Source organism: Candidatus Oleimmundimicrobium sp. (assembly GCF_030651595.1).
Taxonomy (GTDB): Bacteria; Actinomycetota; Aquicultoria; order UBA3085; family Oleimmundimicrobiaceae; genus JAUSCH01.
Genome location: NZ_JAUSCH010000134.1, coordinates 1 through 18,166, shown reverse-complemented (window position 1 = coordinate 18,166; position 18,166 = coordinate 1). Strand labels below are relative to the sequence as shown.

Genomic DNA, 18,166 nt, shown 5'->3' with positions numbered 1-18,166 from the left:
AACCGATAAAAGGAATGATTAGATGAAGGTAGCTTACTTTGATTGTTTTTCCGGAATAAGCGGAGACATGACTCTGGGCGCGCTTTTAGATGCCGGGCTGCCTTTTGAAGTGCTCGAGAACGAGCTAAAAAAACTTCCATTGAAAAATTATTCAATAACGGCAAAAAAAGTTGAAAAGGCAGGAATCGCCGCGACCAAAGTCTATGTCCAAGCTGAAGAAAAAGGTATCATCCGTTATTGGAGTAACGTAAAAAATTTAATTGACGATAGCAAATTGGATATGACCATCAAAGAGAATGGTAAAAAGGTTTTCCTCACCCTTGCTCAAGCAGAAGCAAAAATACACAAAAAGAAGCTCAACAATGTCCACTTTCATGAAGTAGGCGCCACCGATTCAATAATTGATATTGTTGGAACTGCTATCGGATTAAACTATTTAAAAATCGAAAAGGTCTTCGCCTCCCCCGTTGCCACCGGAACAGGACTCACTAAAACCAATCATGGCATTATGCCAATTCCCTCTCCCGCAACGCTTGAAATCTTAAAAGATGTTCCCATCTATTTCGGTGGAGAAAACACGGAGCTCACTACGCCTACCGGTGCGTCTATCATCAAAACTTACACAGAGCATTTTGGAGAAATTCCACCCTTAAGGATTATCTCAACAGGTTATGGAGCCGGAACAAGGGATTTAAAAAGACCAAACGTGTTAAGGGTTATCATCGGCGAAATGATTTCTACCCATAAAGAGGTTGAGGAAGATGAAGTGATTGTCGTAGATACTAATATCGACGACATGAATCCCGAATTTTATGGATATATAATGGAAAAACTCTTTAACGCGGGGGCTCTTGATGTATGGACAACTCCCGTATATATGAAAAAAAACCGGCCGGGAACGACTATTTCAGCACTCGCCCCCATTCAAAAAGAAGAGGCTATCATGGATATAATCTTTAAAGAGACAAACACTTTGGGGGTGCGAATTTCAAAAAAAGTGCGTAGAAAAGCCTTGCGTGAAATAGTCATCGTAAAAACAAAATTTGGTGAAGCTAAAGTCAAGGTGGGAAAATTTAAAAACGAGATAGTCAGCGTCTCACCCGAGTACGATGACTGCGCCCTCCTTGCAAAAGAAAAAGGCGTAGCCGTTAAAGAAGTCTACGATGAGATTAAAAAAGTTGCAGAAAAAGTATTAAAAAACCCTACTTAAGTACAAACTTGTACTCCCTGGTATTGTTTGTTATAAGTTTTTCCCCAACCAAGGGGCCAACGGTTACCGTAAAGAGATTAATAACACCGCTTCCGGTGGGCTTCAGCCCCCGTATTGTTATGGTTTTTCGTGCCCCAGGTGCAAGGGAGTTAATTTTAACGCTTTTAAGCTGCCCTTCAAGCTCAATTTCTGATTTAAGGATGGCTTCAACCAGAAGATTGTTCTCAATTTGATTCCCTTGATTTTCAACTGTTACCACCACAACAAATTCTTCAACTTCAGGCAAAATCGCCGTTTTTGAACTTTCATCATAACTCGTTTGTTTCGGATTAGTTGAAAGCTCCACTATGGCAACGCCGTGAATTATTTCTAAGGCCTCAATCCCTTTAAGTTCTTGTAAAAAAGACAAGACACCCGATTTATCAAAAGCCAGCTCAGCATCGAAAGATGTCAGTTCCAACAGAGAAGCATCGACTCCCTTCTCTCTAAAAAACTCCTCCGCGTTCTCTTTAAAGAGAACGTATGCGTCATCGCTCAATGATAGATATCTCAATGCTTTAGACACTTGGGATGTAGCAACTTCTAAATCTTCATCTTTAAGAGCGTTAAATATAGCCGGTTGATAATCTTCCATCCCTTTCCCCCGCATTTCAAAACAAAGCTGCAAATAAGGATGTATTTTTCTCAATTCTTCAGGCACCATCAATGAAGCACAGTCTTCTTGCACATCGGCACAGTCCTTCGTATATTGAATTAATCTGGCCTTCAGCTCAGCTCGAGAAATAGTGGGTGCTTGTATTTTTAGTTCGTTAAAGCCCTCAGCCGTTTCGTTTGAGGCACGAATCATTTTATTTACCTGAATTGCGTATTCTGTAAATTCTGAGGGCTTGCTCTCGCCAAGTTGACCTAAAAAATAGAGCAGTCCCAGAACAAACAAAAATGGCACCAGAAATTTAATAAATTGCTTTTTGCGGGATGGCCTTCTTAAATATTTCACTTTGCCGCTTGGGGAATATTTTGTATCCGTAATTAGCTCCTCCGCAAAATTTTTAGGGAATAACTGTTTTTATGGTGCCGGAGGCGGGATTCGAACCCGCAAGCCCTTTCGAGCACTAAGCCCTGAACCTAGCGTGTTTGCCAGTTTCACCACCCCGGCCGATTAATCCACTCAGCAAAAAACCAAGCAAAAAACCATTTAAATTATATCATTTTTCTTGTTAAATCAAACTACGGTAGTTAAATTGAGCCGAAGCTAGTAAAATAAACTAAAAATTACCTTGATTGGAGAAAATCTTGGCTGAAGAGTTTTTACTGGAACGATTTCAAGTTTTAGAAGAGATTGGCAGTGGGGGTTTTGCGAAAGTATACAAAGCATTCGATACGCGGATGGAACGAGTTGTCGCAATTAAAGTAATCCCCATCGATACTCAAAGTGCTCCGAGGACAATGAGAGAAGCTCAAACAGCCGCTCTGTTAAACCATCCTAACATTGTTACATTGCACGAGTTTGACGAGGACGAAGAGAATTATTATTTAATTATGGAGTACATAAGCGGCGTGACTCTCTCCAAAATATTGAAATGGGAAGCCCCTCTTTCCCTTGACCAAAGCATTGCCATAGCTTCTCAAATATGCCTCGCTTTAGAGTGTGCTCATTCAAACGACATTATTCACAGAGACATTAAACCCGAAAATATCATGCTGCTTCGCGACGGCAGGGTAAAAGTTATGGATTTTGGTATTGCCCGGCTAAAAGGAACTTCCACGCTCACTTCGGAAGGATCTGCCATAGGAACAATTGGATACATGTCGCCCGAACAAGTTTCTGGTGATTATCTTGATGAGGCAACCGACATTTTTGCTCTGGGAGTAGTGTTTTATGAGATGCTTACCGGGGAAAATCCATTTGAAGCTGAAACACCGGCAGCCACCATATTTAAAATCATGAACCTCAACCCACCATCGCCAAACGAGTTAAACCCCTTAATCCCTAAGAAGCTTGATCATGTAATCGCGACTGCTTTAGCAAAAAATCCTGATGACAGGTATAGGACAATAACTCAAACGCGCTACAAAATTGAAAAATATAAGCGTCCCGGAGTCAGTTTAGAAAAAATTTTAAAACCACTTTATTTGAAAATCGCGAATAACCCTGATTACTTTGAAGATGAATTTGAAAATGAAGAATTTTTAGAAAGTTTAAGAGCAAGTATTTGGGATATCTGGGAAACTAAGCAAGAATCCATTTCAAAAATTTTTGGGGCTTCTCTTATGGCTCTTACGTGCTGGTTTGCTCTTAACGGATTGGCTTTCTATCCTTCAGGTTTTGCGCTTTTTCTTCCTTTGATTATATTTTTAATTGCTTTATTTTCCCCCTCAGGAGGGTTGGCTCTTTTGCCAATAATAATTACTCCGGCAATCTTCAGTTTTTCTCCAGCCCTCGCAATTCTTTTTGCTACATTTTCAATCATTTATATAGTCGTTTTTGGTTGGCGAAATCCTTTGGCAGCGATAATCCCAATTACCGTACCTATCTTAGCAAAAATAAATTTAGCTCTCCTTTTCCCTTTCCTCGCGGGCCTTTTTTTAGCCGCCCCGGCAGCAAGCATAACAAGCGGGGCTGGATGTTTGAGTCTGGAGCTTTATGATATTTTCTCGGGTCATTCGGTTATTCGATTATTTAATGTCTCAAACTCTTTTTATTTAGCCAAAAATTTAAAAGGAGTTACCAACCCATTCATAGCACTTCTTAATGTTCTCGAAGCATTTGTTCACCAACCCGTGCTTTTGTTTCAGATAATTACTTGGGCACTATGCGGATTTGTGGTCGGCTGGTTGGTTCGAAACAGACGCCTGGCAGGAAACGCTTTGGGGTTTTCGCTTGGCCTTATGCTCCTCTTGGCAGGATATGTATGGTTACCCTCACTGGGAGACCAGCCCTCTCTCGCTCTTGAGGAAGCTCTTCAAGCTTTCTCTTTTTCCGTTATAATACTTATATTGTTGCTGATGCTCATTCCTTATAAACAAGTCAGGATGAAACAGAAAAGCAAGGTTGCCTTTGAAGACGATGAGGTGAAAATTTGAGTCTCTTAAAAGAGTTCGAAAAAAAATTAGGGGAATTGGTCGAGGGTTTCTTCATAAAACAATTTAAGTCCCAAATCCAACCCATTGAAATTGCCAAAAAGATAGCGCGAGAAATGAGCGAACATAAAACCATAAGCGTTTCCAAAATATACGCACCAAACTCCTTTGTCGTCTATGTAAGCTCTGAAGATAAAAAGCTACTTACATCTTTCGAAAGCGTTTTAATAAAAGAGCTTTCCGAGTTCGTAGAAGCTAATGCAAAAAAAGAGGGCTTTGCCCTCACCGGTATTCCTCAAATTAAAATCGAGGCAAAAGACTCTCTTTCTCTTGGAGAAATTGAAGTAAAAAGTTCCATGATTGAAGACGCCGCATCCGATAAAGATATCTTTCCCTCCGAAGAAAAGAAACAAGGCAATTTAGTTCCGAAGGGAGCCTCCTTAATCATTTCAGAGCGAGATGAAGATTACATCTTCCCTCTCACCAAAGAAATTACAACCATCGGCCGACTTGAAAGCAACGATGTTCCAATAAAAGATGCTAGTATTTCTCGTGTTCATGCTGAAATTAGAGCAATAGAAAATAATTTCGTCTTGAAGGACTTGGGCAGCACAAACGGCACACTTTTAAACGGAGAAAAAATTACAGAAGCTAAACTTGCCGACAGAGATGTGATAATAATGGGAGCAACTTCAATTAAATTTTTTAGGAGAAGTTATGTTTAGTGCAGTTCAATTTGGCCTTAAAACTATTTTTTTAATTTTGATATACCTTTTTTTATACGTCTTAATTAGAATGATTGCTAAAGACCTGAGGGAAGAAGTGGTCGGAAAACCCGTCTCAAAAAGTTCAAAAATAATCAAGAACCCTCGTCTTGTGGTTTTAGAAAGCACAACGGAAAAAGTGGGCAGAACTTTCCCTGTTGCCCAAGAACTTACCATAGGAAGAACTCCTGAAAATGACATCTTTCTTAAAGATATTTTTATTTCAAAACAACATTGCTTGATTTGTAAGCGTAACGGAAAAATACTGCTCCAGGATTTGAGAAGCGCAAATGGTACTTTTTTAAACGGAGAAAGAATCAATAAACCACAAAAACTCAAACTTGGCGACAAGATAAAAGTGGGCCAGACAACTTTTAAATATGTGGAGTAACTATGAAGTACGGGACACGCACAGACATAGGCAAAATAAGAGAAATAAATGAGGATGCCTATATCGCTAATGGCACCATATTTGCCGTGGCCGATGGGATGGGTGGACACAACGCGGGCGAGATAGCAAGCTCGCTTGCCTTGAAAACACTAGCCAAAAACATTTTTTTAGAAAAAGAACTGAAAAAAAATCTTTTCTCAAGTATTAAAAAAGCAAACAAGGCCGTTTATTTAGAAAGTCTATCTAGTCCCAAAAAACGCGGAATGGGGACCACACTTACCGTGTTTGTCCCAAAAAACGACAAAGCTTACATTGGACATATTGGAGACAGCAGAATTTATCTCTTAAGAAATCTTGAATTAATGCAGTCAACTGAAGACCACTCCTTAGTTGCCCAAATGATAAAAGAAGGAAGACTAACGACTAAAGAAGCCCGTTTTCATCCCTTAAGAAATGTGATAACACGAGCTTTGGGAGATAAAACAATAGTCCAACCAGATGTTTCTACTTTAACCATAAAACCCGGCGATAAAATACTCCTTGCAACTGACGGGTTGACCTCAATGCTAACTGACGCGGAAATACAAAAGATTCTTATTCAAAACCTCGAGCCCCAGAACTTATGTGACCTTTTAATTGAAGAAGCAAATAAAAAAGGTGGTTTTGATAACATTACGGTAGTTTTGGCCGAATTTGATAAAGATGATTTTACCCCCCCAAATTCTTCTTCTGTAAAAGAGCAAAAGAGCTTAAAAAAGGTTCCTTTTTTACTTGGCGCGTTTTTCGTGGTTCTTGTCTTAGTTTTTTTCTACACTATTCTTAGAAAGTAGGTGAACCATGCTGAACAAAAGAAACAGAGAAACCATACTTTTTCTGCTAGTCTTCCTCTGTGTGTTAATTGGAGTAATTTTAGTAGATCTGTCAAATTTTGGTGGCATATCTATGGGAGCTGTTTTTTTCATCGGGATACTGTTTCTTCTTTTTTTAGCTGCTCACCTATCTTGCCGCTTTTTTTTACCAAACGCGGATTACTTCTTTTTGCCGTCTGCTTTTTTCTTAGTTTCTCTGGGCACAATTATGATATACCGCCTCAAGCCCGACCTTGTTTGGCTGCAATTGCTTTGGGTTGGCCTGAGTATTCTGGCCACAATGCTTGTTTTAATATTTTTTGGAGGTAAAAATTACCGCCTTATTAAAAACTACAAATATGTTTGCGCGCTAACTGGAGTTGTCCTCCTTCTCCTCCCCGCTTTTTTGGGAAGAGAAATACACGGAGCAAAACTTTGGTTAAGGATTGGCTCTCTCTCATTTCAACCCGCGGAAGTCGCTAAAATATTGATAATCATTTTTTTAGCCGCCTATTTAAAAGAGAAATCGGAGCTCCTTTCAACAGTAACTCGGCGAGTTGGAAAAATAGGTGTCCCCGACCTTAAACACTTTGGGCCCCTCTTGGTTATGTGGGCCGTATCTCTGATTATATTGATTTTTGAAAAAGACCTCGGTTCCTCACTCCTTTTTTTTGGAACTTTTCTTGCCATTCTTTATGTGGCCACAGGAAGGGTGGCATATATAATCGCCGGAGGAGCTTTGTTTGTTGTGGGTGCCACTGCCTGTTACGGATTTTTTCCTCATGTCCAAACCCGCATTGATATCTGGTTAAATCCCTGGCTTGATGCAAACGGTAAAGGATATCAAATAGCCCAATCACTCTTTGCGATAGCGAGTGGCGGCATTTCCGGGTCAGGACTTGGACAAGGTTTCCCTCTTCACATCCCTGCCGTTCATACTGACTTTATTTTTTCCGCGATATGCGAAGAGTTAGGTTTTTTGGGTGGCGTTGCCGTTTCTGTGGTATATCTGCTAATTGCCTATAGGGGATTAAAAGTTGGTTTGCAAACAGAGGATATATTTGGAAAGCTACTCGCCGTAGGATTAACATCAATATTTGCCATACAATCGTGGGTAATCATGGCTGGCGTAACAAGACTAATCCCCCTAACGGGTATCACTCTTCCTTTTATGAGTTACGGCGGGAGTTCCATGCTCTCCAATTTTATACTTCTCGGTTTCCTGCTCAGCATATCAGCTGAAACCTCATCCGAAAACAATGAATTACTTGAGGGTGTGATTAATGATGAATAAACGTTTATACACTCTCGGAATTTTTTTTTCAATAGTGTTTGTGGTGTTAATTATTAATCTGACCTATCTTCAAGTTTTTGCCGCACATAAAATTGTGTCGCACCCGGAGAACAAGCGCTCTCTTGCCAAAGATGCTTCCATTGAACGCGGAAAAATATTTAGCTCAGATGGTGAACTCCTTGCAGATAACACCGTTGTTAATAATACTTACGTTAGAATTTATCCTCAAGAAAAAATCACATCTGCTTTAGTTGGATTTAACGATATCACTTACGGCCGAGCCGGCATCGAACTCACATACAACGATTACCTTCTCGGAAGGCGAACAATGGTCTCCGCTGAAGATTACATCAAAAAAATAACCGGCGACAAAGTGCCTGGAAACGATGTCACTCTGACAATAAATTTCCCGCTTCAAAAAGAAGCTTTCGAATTATTGGCCGACAAGAGAGGAGCAATTGTTGTTCTGAACCCAAAAACCGGTGCCATACTGGCCATGGCGACAAACCCTACCTTCGACCCTAATAACATTAATGAAAATTGGACAAACCTTATAAAAGACTCCTCTGCTCCCCTTATTAATCGCGGAGCTCAGGGACTATATCCACCGGGTTCTTCCTTTAAAATTATTACCGCATCGGCTGCGGTAGATTCCGGCATATCCTCTCCCGCCTCAATTTATAAAGGCCCGGGAGAAATTAAAATTTCCGGAAATACTATTTCAAACTATGATAAGAAAGATTTTGGCGAGATTCCTCTAAACGAGGCCTTCGCGCTCTCAGTTAATACCGTCTTTGCTCAAATAGGATTAGAGCTCGGCGCTAAACAGTTGGTTGAATATGCCGAAAATTTTGGCTTTAATCATAAAATCCCCTTTGATTTATCCGTAAACACGAGCACTATTCCTTCTCCAAATAAAATGGATGAAGTAGCTCTTGCTTGGAGTAGTGTCGGACAAGCGAATGTGCTGGCCACCCCCCTTCAAATGGCATTGGCAGGAGCCTCAATTGCAAACAAGGGCACCATTATGAAGCCTTGTTTAATCAAGGAAATCCGCGACCACAATGACATTTTAATAAGAAAATTTGAGAGCAAAAAATGGCTAAAGCCAATTAGCGAGGCAAGCGCGATAGAAATAACCGATATGATGATTAAAGTAGTTGAAGATGGAACCGGCAAAGCAGCTCAAATCCCCAATGTAAAAGTAGCCGGCAAAACAGGAACCGCCGAAGTTGCAAACGATGCTCCTCATGCCTGGTTCATCGGCTTCGCCCCGGCCGAAAACCCCCAAGTCGTTGTGGTTGTTATCATTGAAAATAGTGGATACGGAGGTAAGGTGACTGCTCCAATAGCCAAAAAAATAATTCAGAAGGCCTTGAGGGAAATTAAGTAAAAACCATTGTTATTATTGAAAGATTGAATCTTTCTTTTGTATTTTTCTGGTTTTTGATAAAATAAGATACTTAAATAAGATACTTAAAAAAAGTAGGTTTAAAAAGTACAAATGATAGGTAAAGTTTTTAGCGGTAGATACAAGATAATTAAAAAGATTGGCCGAGGCGGGATGGCTGATATATATAGCGCCCGAGATACGGTTCTTGACCGCACCGTTGCCGTAAAAATAATGCATCCTCAGTTTGCGCAGGAAAAAGATTTCGTCGCTCGCTTCAAAAAAGAAGCTCAGGCAGCGGCAAACTTAAATCATCCAAATATCGTGAACATTTATGATTGGGGACAGGAAGATCACATCTACTTCATTGTCATGGAATATCTGGAGGGATGGAATTTAAAACAACTCATTGAAGCACAGGCTCCCCTGCCGGTAGATGAAGCCATCGAGATTGCAAATCAAGTTTGTTCCGCCTTGGAATTTGCTCACCAAAACAATGTAATTCACCGTGATATAAAATCACAAAACATAATAATTACCCCGAGGGGTCAGGCGAAAGTAGCCGACTTTGGAATAGCTCGTGCCGGTGCCGCCGGAATGACCCAAACAGGCTCGGTTTTAGGAACAGCCGAATATGTTTCTCCCGAACAAGCCCAAGGAATTGAGATTGGGGAAGCAACTGATATCTATTCCCTCGGTGTCGTTCTTTATGAAACGCTCACCGGAACCTTGCCATTTAAAGGCGAAAATTCGCTGGCGGTGGCAATGAAGCAGGTTAAAGAAAAACCAATTCCTCCTACCGTGTTAAATGATAAAATTCCTGATTCACTTGAAGCCATTATCTTAAAAGCACTCGAAAAAGACCCAGTTAATCGATACCGTTCAGCCGAGAAAATGGGGCAAGATTTACAGCGCGTGTTAAAAGGTATGCCCGTTAAAATAGCTTCTCCGTCGGTTGAAAAAGGAGAGACCGAGGTAATCCCCCCCCAAAAAGCCATCAGCACAAAACAAAAATCTCTGTCCAAAAAAGGGAAAGAAATTCAATGGCTTCCCTGGGCTGCTCTTGTGCTGGTATTTATTTTACTGGCCACAACAGGATACTTTTTTTCTCGCGGCTTGTTCTCAACCTCTTCAATGGTTGTGGTCCCAAATTTAGAAGGAAAAACTCTATTGGAAGCAACCGAACTCCTTGAGAAAAAGGGCCTTGAAATTGAAAAAGAAGAAATTTTTAGCTCAAAAGTGGAAAAGGGACTGGTAATTAGTCAAGATCCGGAAGCTGGAGTAAAAATAAAAGAAGGAAGCTTAGTTAAGGTTATCGTGAGCAAGGGCGAAGAGTTGATTATTGTTCCGGATGTCATTGGGATGAGTCGCGACAGCGCAATAGCTGAACTCGTTCGGGCTGGTTTTGAAATTGGCGAAATTACCGAAGCAGACGACGACGAGGTCCCCGCAGGGGCAATCATCAGCCAAACACCCGAGGCCGATACCGAAGCACAAAAAGGGACTATCATTGATTTGGTCGTAAGCAAGGGTGACAGCTTAGTTAAAGTGCCCGATGTCATAGGAAGAGACGCGGAAGAAGCAACGACCCTCTTAAAACAACTTGGCCTCACAGTGGAAAAAATCGAAGCATATAGCGACACCGTTAGTGAGGGCAATGTTATAAGTCAAACACCCAAGGCCGGCGCCGAGGTTAAAACCGACTCAACGGTAACAATTACCGTGAGCAAAGGAAAAGAGTTTGTGACTGTGCCCAATTTAATAAACATGACCGAGGCAGGGGCAATATCCACGTTAAATAACTTGGGCCTTGAGGCAGATATAGAATACTCCGAGCCAATATCTGAAGGCGATGTAGGCTATGTCTTAGACCAAAATCCAATGGCAAACACAAAGATTGAAAAAGGCTCATTTGTAAGGATTCTTGTTGGGACCGCGCGGAAAAGGAAAGAAATTTAAAAATTGTGACTTTGCTCCTTTAGTAATTTTCCCTACCAAAAAGAAATGCAAAAAATAAGCCCTCCTTCTCTCTTGCGAGTTACGAAAGGGCATTCTTCGCCTGAAATACAATTATATGTCTTGCCAAGCATAGCTCGAAGGATAATAGATGGCCTTACCATGAGCGAACAAAGTAAGTCGAATGGTGGAGGATATCGGGATCGAACCGACGACCTCCGCCTTGCAAGGGCGTCTTGAATTTCCTCAGTTAAACCCCGATAAACCAGCTATCCCCTTTAAGTGCAAAAACTAAAATTAGCAACCCGAGCAAATGTTTTAAAAATGACTATGTTGGTTCAAAATGGTACTTTTTTGTTACCATCGGATTCCGATTTTCAAAGTTCAAACGCGCTAAAATATAGTAGCAGAATTCGAGCATAAAAAAAAGAAGCTCCGGGGAGACTGAAGAAAATCCTTACTTAGAAATTTTGTTAGTATAATGTTACCCTTAACGCCCGCCATCACCAGTGGGCGGGGGGCTACTGGGCTATCTTCGAACTTTAAAGCGAGCACATTTCCAAAAATCCGGTAGCCGAGAAAGTGTTGGATATGTTGCTTGAGGTGGCCTGACGCCCCCCGTTAAGCTGGCGCACGTAAAGTCTTACAACAAAAGGTGAGGCACTACACAAAACACCACCCCACCGGCAAAGACACCTTGATTTTAGACCAGCTTGACTGACAGAACCAGTCTCAATTAAGCACCTGCAACAATAAAACCGTGCTTGGGCGCTCGGCTTGAACGGGTTTGTTATATGACTCTTGGTTGGTACCAAAATCTATCTTTTCAAAGAATTACTCATTCCTCACTATCGTCATCTTCATCTTTATCATCTGACTGACTTTGAAATTCTTCGCCTGACTTAACATCTTGATTCCTAACTGAGATATTATCTATTAACCGTCTAATTTTTACCATTTCTTGCATTTGATTCGCCAGTGTTTTTTGAATAGCTGCGAGTCCGCCCATTGACCTTATGCTTTTGTTAATCTCATCCGTCGCTCTAACACTCTCATTAATACGGCTCATCATCTGTTGGTTTGCCATTGCTTCCCTTATCGTCGCGAGTCCGCCCATTGACCTTATGCTTTCCACAGTTTGTTGGTAATTTTCGAGTACCCTTTGCACTGCTTCACGTTGAAGAACCTCTTCAATTTCTCTTATACGTTCATCACTGATAAGGTTGGTTTCTATTTCATTGATGGCTTGGCCAATGTTTATAAAATAACTGATCCCAAACTCATCAAATATATCTTGTAAATCTTCATGAATTTTGGTTTTGTCAGATGCGCTAAAATCTTTCGTATTGCTTGATACAAATAAGCAATTAGTCAAGCCTTCTTCTTTAACATAATCAACAGAACTGAACAAAATTAAAGCGTCCGCCATACTATTCTTATTCTGAAATGGAGCTTTTTTAGCTAAGGCAAACTCTATGGCTTTAGATTTTGCATTTTCTGTTATTGGCGGCTTAATTGTTGACGGATGGTTGAAAAGCTTTTCTACAGCTTCAATGTCCTGTAAAATCAAACTCTCAGTTTCTTCTTTTCGCTCCTGAAACTCATCTAAAATTCTCTTAAATACTTCGGCCTCACTTTGATTAAGATAGTGAGATATTTCTCTAGCATGCTTAATTTTTGTGCGAATGTCTGATTGTTTTGGAGTTATAACTTTGGACTCCTTATTTCTATTCCATTCATCAATGATAATTTGCAGTAGAATGAGTCTTACTTTTTCTTGGTCAACCAAATCAGAAATCTTACTTCCAACCTCAGTAAATTGTTTACATAAATCAATCCATACGCATGTATCAATAATTAAATAATACATTCATTCTCTCCAATACCAGTTTGGTTGTAAATAAAATTTTCCTGTGAGCCACTTGTTAGAAGCTGCTGCGAGTTACCAATATCCTGAGAATCAACAACGACCACTTTAGAGAATCATATATCAAGGCAGCAACGACTGACTTTGTACCATGCACATCACCCATAGTCGATCTGAGCTTTTGCATAACAAATGCCGCTTGGTTCAATGATCCACCCAAGTTATTAGCTAGTAGCTTAATATCAGACTCACTCCAATAAATACCCCGGAGTTCTTCTGCCAAGCGTTCCTTGGCACCAATTGCATCAATTGACCTATTTATTCTTTCCTGGAATGAAGCCTTGTTGGGGTCTCCTAAGCTAAATTCTTGATATATAGCACAGACTACAGAATCTAAGGCGCCACAAGATGCAGATAATGAGCCGCTCAGATCTCCATCCCGTAACCTTCTGGCAGCTTTCTCGATATCAGCATGTGCGCTTTCTGGTATTTCCTTTAACTCTGATATGTCAAATACTTCGATAGGCAAAAGGTTAGTGCCAGAGAATTTCCAATCCACTCTAGACAGTACACGCTCCAACTCACTGGAAAGATCTGGGTTTCGGAGCAACATCTCTTCGCAGCAGATTGATGCAACCTTTCCCGCTTGCTCTTTGTCCATTAAGCCGATTTGCTTATCAATAGCGCTGAGCAATTGTGATTTCGACGCCCCGCCTTGAGATTTTTGTTCCAAATGCGATAACTGGGCCATATCAATATCAGCGTAACCGACAATTTCTTTGATGCCCCCAAAGGAAAAATTATTAGTAAGCGAAGATCTAATTGGCCCCCAAGGTATTTTTCTCATGCTCTGTTTCCATCCTTGTGGCTTCTAACTTATTAATATATAGCATTCCATAATATACAATTAAACTTCGAGTTAAGACAAGTTTCCCCTTCAAGAATTTCCCAAAATTGTGTGATTTCAGGGGCAGTTTTTTTATAGCTGACCTCATTCTCTTATTGTTATGATAAGAGAGCAAGAAAATTTATCTCAAAATCAAAAAATGGGATAAAAAAGGATGGTAAAAATTTATAAGAGTTGCATAAGGATGGGTGGAAGATAAGGAGGCTAATTTTTAACTTTCACTAAGTATAAATTTTCAGTTACTATATCATTTGCAACTTTATAATGCCTATTTTCACTTTCAGAATCTGTCCTAAAACGACGATAAGGCTGTGTAAATATTTTTAAATCTCCTTTTTCTGATAGCACATCCTTGATAGTTTTATCTTTTATTATTCCTTCGTTGTTATAACTTAATAAAATATATTTGCAATCTGCGTTCTTTACAAGGTCTGCAAATTTTTTCTCGCACTTTCCTTTTACGTTATAATCTGATTTTTGTCCATCATAAGGACGAAGCCCTGTTTTGCCATAGATCTTAGGGTTATCCCATCTAGCGATTGTTTCAAGAATATGAAAATTTGGTGCATATTGACGACTGTTATATGGGGGATCTAAATATAGAATGTCGCATTTAATATTTCTTATTAATTTATTAGCATCCCCCAGATAAATTTCATGTTTTAAATCGCTTTCTGTTAACTTAGGTGTTAAAAGCGTTAAATGTTTTAATGCCATTGACCTCCAAATTTTTAAAAACGCACCATATGTTCCCGATATATTTGCAACAAAATCAGCTGCGTCAATTAAAGGAGCCAAGAGAACAAAAAACTCATTTTCCGTTAACCAATTGTTGTCTTTCCATAGCTGAATGCGATTTCTAATAGCATCCACTCTTTTTGCATTTTCATCTCTAAAATATTGTCTTTGGTATTCGCTATGGCGGCTACCACCCGGTGCGTAATTCAAATAGATAAAGCTTTCTTCCCCCGGTAGATTATTTAAGTAATGCAATACGGCTTTCAAATTATCTTTATTTGCATCATCGTTAAAAAGCGTGGAAGATTGAATTTGCTTTCTAGCTTTTATAATATTTTCTTCACGTTGTAATAATGTAGAAAAAGAAGGATAGGAATTATTTTTTATGTAGGCGTGTTGAAATACATAAGAATAATACATGATATCACAGGTAATCAGCTTATACCCTTTTTTCTTATAAAATTGTGCAACGTTAGTTGTGCCACTAAAAATATCACAAAAAGTTCCTTTCGTAGGCAACTTTCCTTGAGTAATTGCCTTATCGATAAAAGGCAATAGTCTAAACTTATTTCCTATATACTTCATTTTATATTATCCTCTCAAGTTTTATGAAAATTTAAAAATATCGACTCAAAATACGCCTTTAAATTTGAGTCAAACTTATTAGAAAAATTCAAAATAAACTTGGTTTTTGTTTCGTCAATATAGGATATAATCACCAAACGATTGGAATCAGATGGCTCTAAATCATTTATAGTTTCCTTAATAAGCTCATTTTCTTTTGATAGAACTCTTCCGGCAAATTTACCAAAACTTTTCGCGTCTAATCCTGCGATAAAAACAAAAATTGGCTTAAATTTACCGTTCCTGAAAGGTTTTTTGCCCTCAATCTCTACATCGATTATAAATTTTGAAATATCCAACATGCATTTCTTTATTTTGTCTCTATTTGATAAAATCTTTTTATAATCATCCTTTGCCTCTCCTATAAAAAACAAAACCCTATGCATACTGCTTTTTTGCAAAATTAAGTCAACACGTTTAACTTCTTTCCCAATATAAAATTTATGGGTTTTATTGTTATGTTCAATAAACAGTTCTTGCCATGCCCCTCCCGGCGGGCTGATATATGCCCTAAACCATTGGTCATAAATGCTTGTTAAGGAAAAATCTACAGACATCAAGGAAGCTTCTTCGCCGTATTTCTTAGCATTGAATTTAATTAAGTCTTTAATTGTCATGGGATTCCTGTACCTCATCATTAACTATTATTAGGTCGGCATTGTGTTTAAATGATCTTGTTAATTTAGTATTTTTTGCAATAAACTCTTTATATTGAAATTCGCGTGGGGGCTCAACAAAGATATACAGCAATAAGTTCATCGTTTTTCTTCCATCTAAATCTAAAGTAAACAATTCTTTGAAAGCATACAACTCGCCAGATTCTGGATCTCCTGATTCTATTTTCTTTTTTCCTTTCCAAATCCTACCTGGGAATATTAATGTAGGTAATGAGGTGTCCAGCGATGCAAGTGTAATCTTATTTGGATTGTATTTTGATTCTATAATTTGTTTTAGCTTTGCGGTATCCAAGCATACACCAATTTTTGAAATACCTTTTTTATAAGAAAGTAGTTTTATCTTCTGATTTATGAGATTCTTAATCAACGGTTTATCTTCGATGTTGCCGGGAACCCAACTAACAAAATTTTTAAAATCCCAACTTAAAATATCACAGTTAGATTCGATTTTCGCTGATTTATCATATACACGCTTAATAACAAAATCTTCCAAGGATAAATCTTTACCTAAAAGTAAAGAACGCTGTTTTTCAGTCAAAACAGTTAAATCATTGTCAATCCTTAAACAAGACCTGCCATATTTGACAACTGAATCATTTAAGTAGGCCATCATATGCTTCAAAATACTTCTTTCAAATTTAACTTTATCTTCTTTATGAGTACCGAAAGCGCTATTTAAGAGTATCAAAGAAAGATAATTGCCTATTAGACTTCTTCCTTCGGTTGGAGAATGATTAAATCCAAGTCTAACATCAACTTCCGAATTGTTAAAATATATTACAAAAGAAGGGCACTTATATCTAATGGAGTAAATAATATGATTTATTACCTGTAACGATGTTGGTTCTCTGGGTTGCCCTTCGTTTACTTTCTGCGATCTATCAGTTCCTGAATAAAAAGTCTGGTAAAGAATCGGTGTATTTGAAACTACTGCGCCGAGTTTTCTGCCTTCACGTTGCCATTGTGAATTTCCAACATTTGCAGTGCCGGTTGTTTCTATAACAACAACAGGAGAAAAATTTTTATCGAATTCGCAAATAACTATATCAGGAATATCTGCAAATTGAATAATTTTCGCAACGCTTTCTGGTATATTCCATGCGGAGTATTGCCCGCATATTTTTATGTTTATGTATTTGTTATCTGGGGTTATAAAACAATAAATTGGTTGACTTATCGGTTCATATACAACTCCCACCAGTTTTAGAAATTTGCTAAATTGAATCATTAAATCAAAAACATGCACACTTTCTAAAACATTATCTGAAAAGGAAACCAGATTAACATGCTCTGCTTTTTTGCAAATGCCTTCAAGTTCTTCCAAAGTAAGAACTCTGATTTTCTTTTGTTTGCCATAAAGGTCTTCGCCAATTTTTATTATAGACAAATTTTTCCCATCGTTAACTTTATCATTGCATTGCATCTTTACGTTTCTTTTCTGAAAATTAAAATATTTTGGTGAATCATAGAAGGTATAAAAGCGCTAGGATATCCATAAACATGGAGTGATTTACTTACATCATACCAAATAAGGTTTGCCTTTAATATTAAGTTAGGATTTTTGATCGTATTTGCTAATTCCGCACTCAATATATGGTACTCATTTTCCCGATACATATCACCAATAAAGATAGCCAAATATTTCCTATCTTTGAGGACTCTTTGACATTTATGGAATATCGTTTTCATTTCGGCAAGCCACTCGTTTTTCGTTTGCACAGTAGAACCATTAAAGTGAGACAAATTGGACGATTTTATCCGTTTACTTCTTGTTTTTTCTAATCTATCCATATGCCAATAGGGAACATCTGTTAAAACAAAGTCAAAAGAATTATCAGAAAACTTTTCTAATTCAACTTTGCAATCACCCGCGATAGTTTTTTGTTCTTTTATATTCTCTAACTTGCAAACTTGCTTATAAATTTCTAGCCACTTTGGATTAATTTCTATACCCATGGCTTTCCTATTGCAAAGCGCTGCACCAAGCAAAGTGCCACCAACACCAGCTAGTGGATCAAGAACAACTGCTTTTTCTTTCGTAAAAATTTTTACAAGTTCTGTGCAAAGCTCTGGAGGTTTCTGCCCACCATGTTGTTTGCGAAGTTTATGTTGCAAGTTTAGTGGATAAACTTTATTGATAACCGACTTTGTTGCGAATTTCCATTCTCTTCCAGTCAAATCATTTAGTTTATTATTTTTAGAATATATTCCTCTTGTTCCTAAATCAATGGTTTTTAAAGTTTCCTTAATAACACTATTGTCTTTTATTGTCGGAGTTTTTATTCTGTTTGAACGGCTCATTTTTCTCTCTTTCATTTTTTTCTGCCATAACAAAAGCTTTTACCCTAATAATTTTTCTATATATTTATCAACCTATATTCCTTTTCGTATGATTTCATCTTACTATAAAATATAAATG

At 38.5% G+C, this 18,166-nt stretch carries 15 protein-coding genes and 1 tRNA gene; 8 read left to right on the top strand and 8 right to left on the bottom strand.

Going from position 1 to position 18,166, the window contains the following annotated elements; genetic code table 11:
* Positions 1-22 precede the first annotated feature (22 nt).
* Positions 23-1,210 (top strand): nickel pincer cofactor biosynthesis protein LarC, encoded by a 1,188-nt coding sequence (gene larC / locus Q7U95_RS07985; RefSeq protein ID WP_308753437.1) that lies wholly within the window; start codon positions 23-25, stop codon positions 1,208-1,210.
* Here the strand turns inward: larC and Q7U95_RS07980 are convergent.
* Together Q7U95_RS07980 and Q7U95_RS07975 are read right to left on the bottom strand one after the other, a co-directional pair.
* Entirely contained in the window at positions 1,203-2,207 is a 1,005-nt protein-coding gene (locus tag Q7U95_RS07980) for a hypothetical protein (protein WP_308753435.1), read from the bottom strand. The two genes, larC and Q7U95_RS07980, sit on opposite strands and share 8 nt — an antisense overlap.
* A gap of 72 nt (positions 2,208-2,279) precedes the next feature.
* A tRNA-Leu gene (locus Q7U95_RS07975) sits at positions 2,280-2,366 on the bottom strand.
* A 137-nt stretch (positions 2,367-2,503) separates the two neighbouring features.
* Between Q7U95_RS07975 and Q7U95_RS07970 the strand changes: the two genes are divergently transcribed.
* The 7 genes from Q7U95_RS07970 to pknB all read left to right on the top strand — a co-directional run bounded on the left by Q7U95_RS07970 (position 2,504) and on the right by pknB (position 10,937).
* Complete coding sequence (locus tag Q7U95_RS07970; protein WP_308753433.1) at positions 2,504-4,294, top strand: serine/threonine-protein kinase; 1,791 nt, start codon at positions 2,504-2,506, stop codon at positions 4,292-4,294.
* On the top strand, positions 4,291-5,016 hold the full coding sequence (locus Q7U95_RS07965) for a DUF3662 and FHA domain-containing protein (protein ID WP_308753431.1): 726 nt from the start codon (positions 4,291-4,293) through the stop codon (positions 5,014-5,016). Before Q7U95_RS07970 ends, Q7U95_RS07965 begins: the two co-directional genes overlap by 4 nt.
* Positions 5,009-5,446: an FHA domain-containing protein gene (locus Q7U95_RS07960; protein WP_308753429.1), complete on the top strand. Its 438-nt coding sequence runs from the start codon at positions 5,009-5,011 to the stop codon at positions 5,444-5,446. The genes Q7U95_RS07965 and Q7U95_RS07960 overlap by 8 nt, the downstream gene beginning before the upstream one ends.
* 2 nt (positions 5,447-5,448) lie before the next feature.
* Positions 5,449-6,276 carry a Stp1/IreP family PP2C-type Ser/Thr phosphatase gene (locus tag Q7U95_RS07955; protein ID WP_308753427.1) on the top strand — a complete coding sequence of 276 codons (828 nt, stop codon included), beginning with the start codon at positions 5,449-5,451 and terminating at the stop codon, positions 6,274-6,276.
* A 7-nt stretch (positions 6,277-6,283) separates the two neighbouring features.
* Positions 6,284-7,588, top strand: coding sequence for an FtsW/RodA/SpoVE family cell cycle protein (locus Q7U95_RS07950; protein WP_308753425.1), 1,305 nt, complete (start codon positions 6,284-6,286; stop codon positions 7,586-7,588).
* A complete protein-coding gene (locus Q7U95_RS07945) occupies positions 7,581-8,981 on the top strand; it encodes a penicillin-binding transpeptidase domain-containing protein (RefSeq protein WP_308753424.1) in 1,401 nt (466 codons plus the stop codon). Before Q7U95_RS07950 ends, Q7U95_RS07945 begins: the two co-directional genes overlap by 8 nt.
* A 111-nt stretch (positions 8,982-9,092) precedes the next feature.
* On the top strand, positions 9,093-10,937 hold the full coding sequence (gene pknB / locus Q7U95_RS07940; RefSeq protein ID WP_308753422.1) for a Stk1 family PASTA domain-containing Ser/Thr kinase: 1,845 nt from the start codon (positions 9,093-9,095) through the stop codon (positions 10,935-10,937).
* Positions 10,938-11,772: 835 nt separating this feature from the next.
* Here the strand turns inward: pknB and Q7U95_RS07935 are convergent.
* From Q7U95_RS07935 to Q7U95_RS07910, 6 genes are all read right to left on the bottom strand, one after another.
* Entirely contained in the window at positions 11,773-12,804 is a 1,032-nt protein-coding gene (locus Q7U95_RS07935) for a PIN domain-containing protein (RefSeq protein ID WP_308753420.1), read from the bottom strand.
* Positions 12,805-12,859: 55 nt separating this feature from the next.
* The gene (locus Q7U95_RS07930) at positions 12,860-13,648 is read right to left on the bottom strand and encodes a hypothetical protein (protein ID WP_308753418.1); all 789 of its coding nucleotides are present in this window, start codon (positions 13,646-13,648) and stop codon (positions 12,860-12,862) included.
* A gap of 264 nt (positions 13,649-13,912) precedes the next feature.
* Positions 13,913-15,031, bottom strand: a complete 1,119-nt coding sequence (locus Q7U95_RS07925) for a DNA adenine methylase (protein ID WP_308753416.1) — start codon at positions 15,029-15,031, stop codon at positions 13,913-13,915.
* 14 nt (positions 15,032-15,045) lie between these two features.
* Positions 15,046-15,687 carry a hypothetical protein gene (locus Q7U95_RS07920; protein ID WP_308753414.1) on the bottom strand — a complete coding sequence of 214 codons (642 nt, stop codon included), beginning with the start codon at positions 15,685-15,687 and terminating at the stop codon, positions 15,046-15,048.
* A complete protein-coding gene (locus tag Q7U95_RS07915; protein WP_308753413.1) occupies positions 15,677-17,170 on the bottom strand; it encodes a hypothetical protein in 1,494 nt (497 codons plus the stop codon). Before Q7U95_RS07915 ends, Q7U95_RS07920 begins: the two co-directional genes overlap by 11 nt.
* A 2-nt stretch (positions 17,171-17,172) precedes the next feature.
* Positions 17,173-18,063, bottom strand: coding sequence for a DNA methyltransferase (locus Q7U95_RS07910; RefSeq protein WP_308753412.1), 891 nt, complete (start codon positions 18,061-18,063; stop codon positions 17,173-17,175).
* Positions 18,064-18,166: the final 103 nt, after the last annotated feature.

Excerpts from the sequence above, each read along its gene's own strand:
- Q7U95_RS07915 (WP_308753413.1), bottom strand. The coding sequence starts at position 17,170 with ATGCAATGCAATGATAAAGTTAACGATGGGAAAAATTTGTCTATAATA.
- Q7U95_RS07955 (WP_308753427.1), top strand. The coding sequence starts at position 5,449 with ATGAAGTACGGGACACGCACAGACATAGGCAAAATAAGAGAAATAAAT.
- Q7U95_RS07960 (WP_308753429.1), top strand. The coding sequence starts at position 5,009 with ATGTTTAGTGCAGTTCAATTTGGCCTTAAAACTATTTTTTTAATTTTG.
- Q7U95_RS07920 (WP_308753414.1), bottom strand. The coding sequence starts at position 15,687 with ATGACAATTAAAGACTTAATTAAATTCAATGCTAAGAAATACGGCGAA.
- pknB (WP_308753422.1), top strand. The coding sequence starts at position 9,093 with ATGATAGGTAAAGTTTTTAGCGGTAGATACAAGATAATTAAAAAGATT.
- Q7U95_RS07930 (WP_308753418.1), bottom strand. The coding sequence starts at position 13,648 with ATGAGAAAAATACCTTGGGGGCCAATTAGATCTTCGCTTACTAATAAT.
- Q7U95_RS07945 (WP_308753424.1), top strand. The coding sequence starts at position 7,581 with ATGAATAAACGTTTATACACTCTCGGAATTTTTTTTTCAATAGTGTTT.
- Q7U95_RS07935 (WP_308753420.1), bottom strand. The coding sequence starts at position 12,804 with ATGTATTATTTAATTATTGATACATGCGTATGGATTGATTTATGTAAA.
- Q7U95_RS07925 (WP_308753416.1), bottom strand. The coding sequence starts at position 15,031 with ATGAAGTATATAGGAAATAAGTTTAGACTATTGCCTTTTATCGATAAG.
- Q7U95_RS07910 (WP_308753412.1), bottom strand. The coding sequence starts at position 18,063 with ATGAAAGAGAGAAAAATGAGCCGTTCAAACAGAATAAAAACTCCGACA.
- Q7U95_RS07950 (WP_308753425.1), top strand. The coding sequence starts at position 6,284 with ATGCTGAACAAAAGAAACAGAGAAACCATACTTTTTCTGCTAGTCTTC.
- larC (WP_308753437.1), top strand. The coding sequence starts at position 23 with ATGAAGGTAGCTTACTTTGATTGTTTTTCCGGAATAAGCGGAGACATG.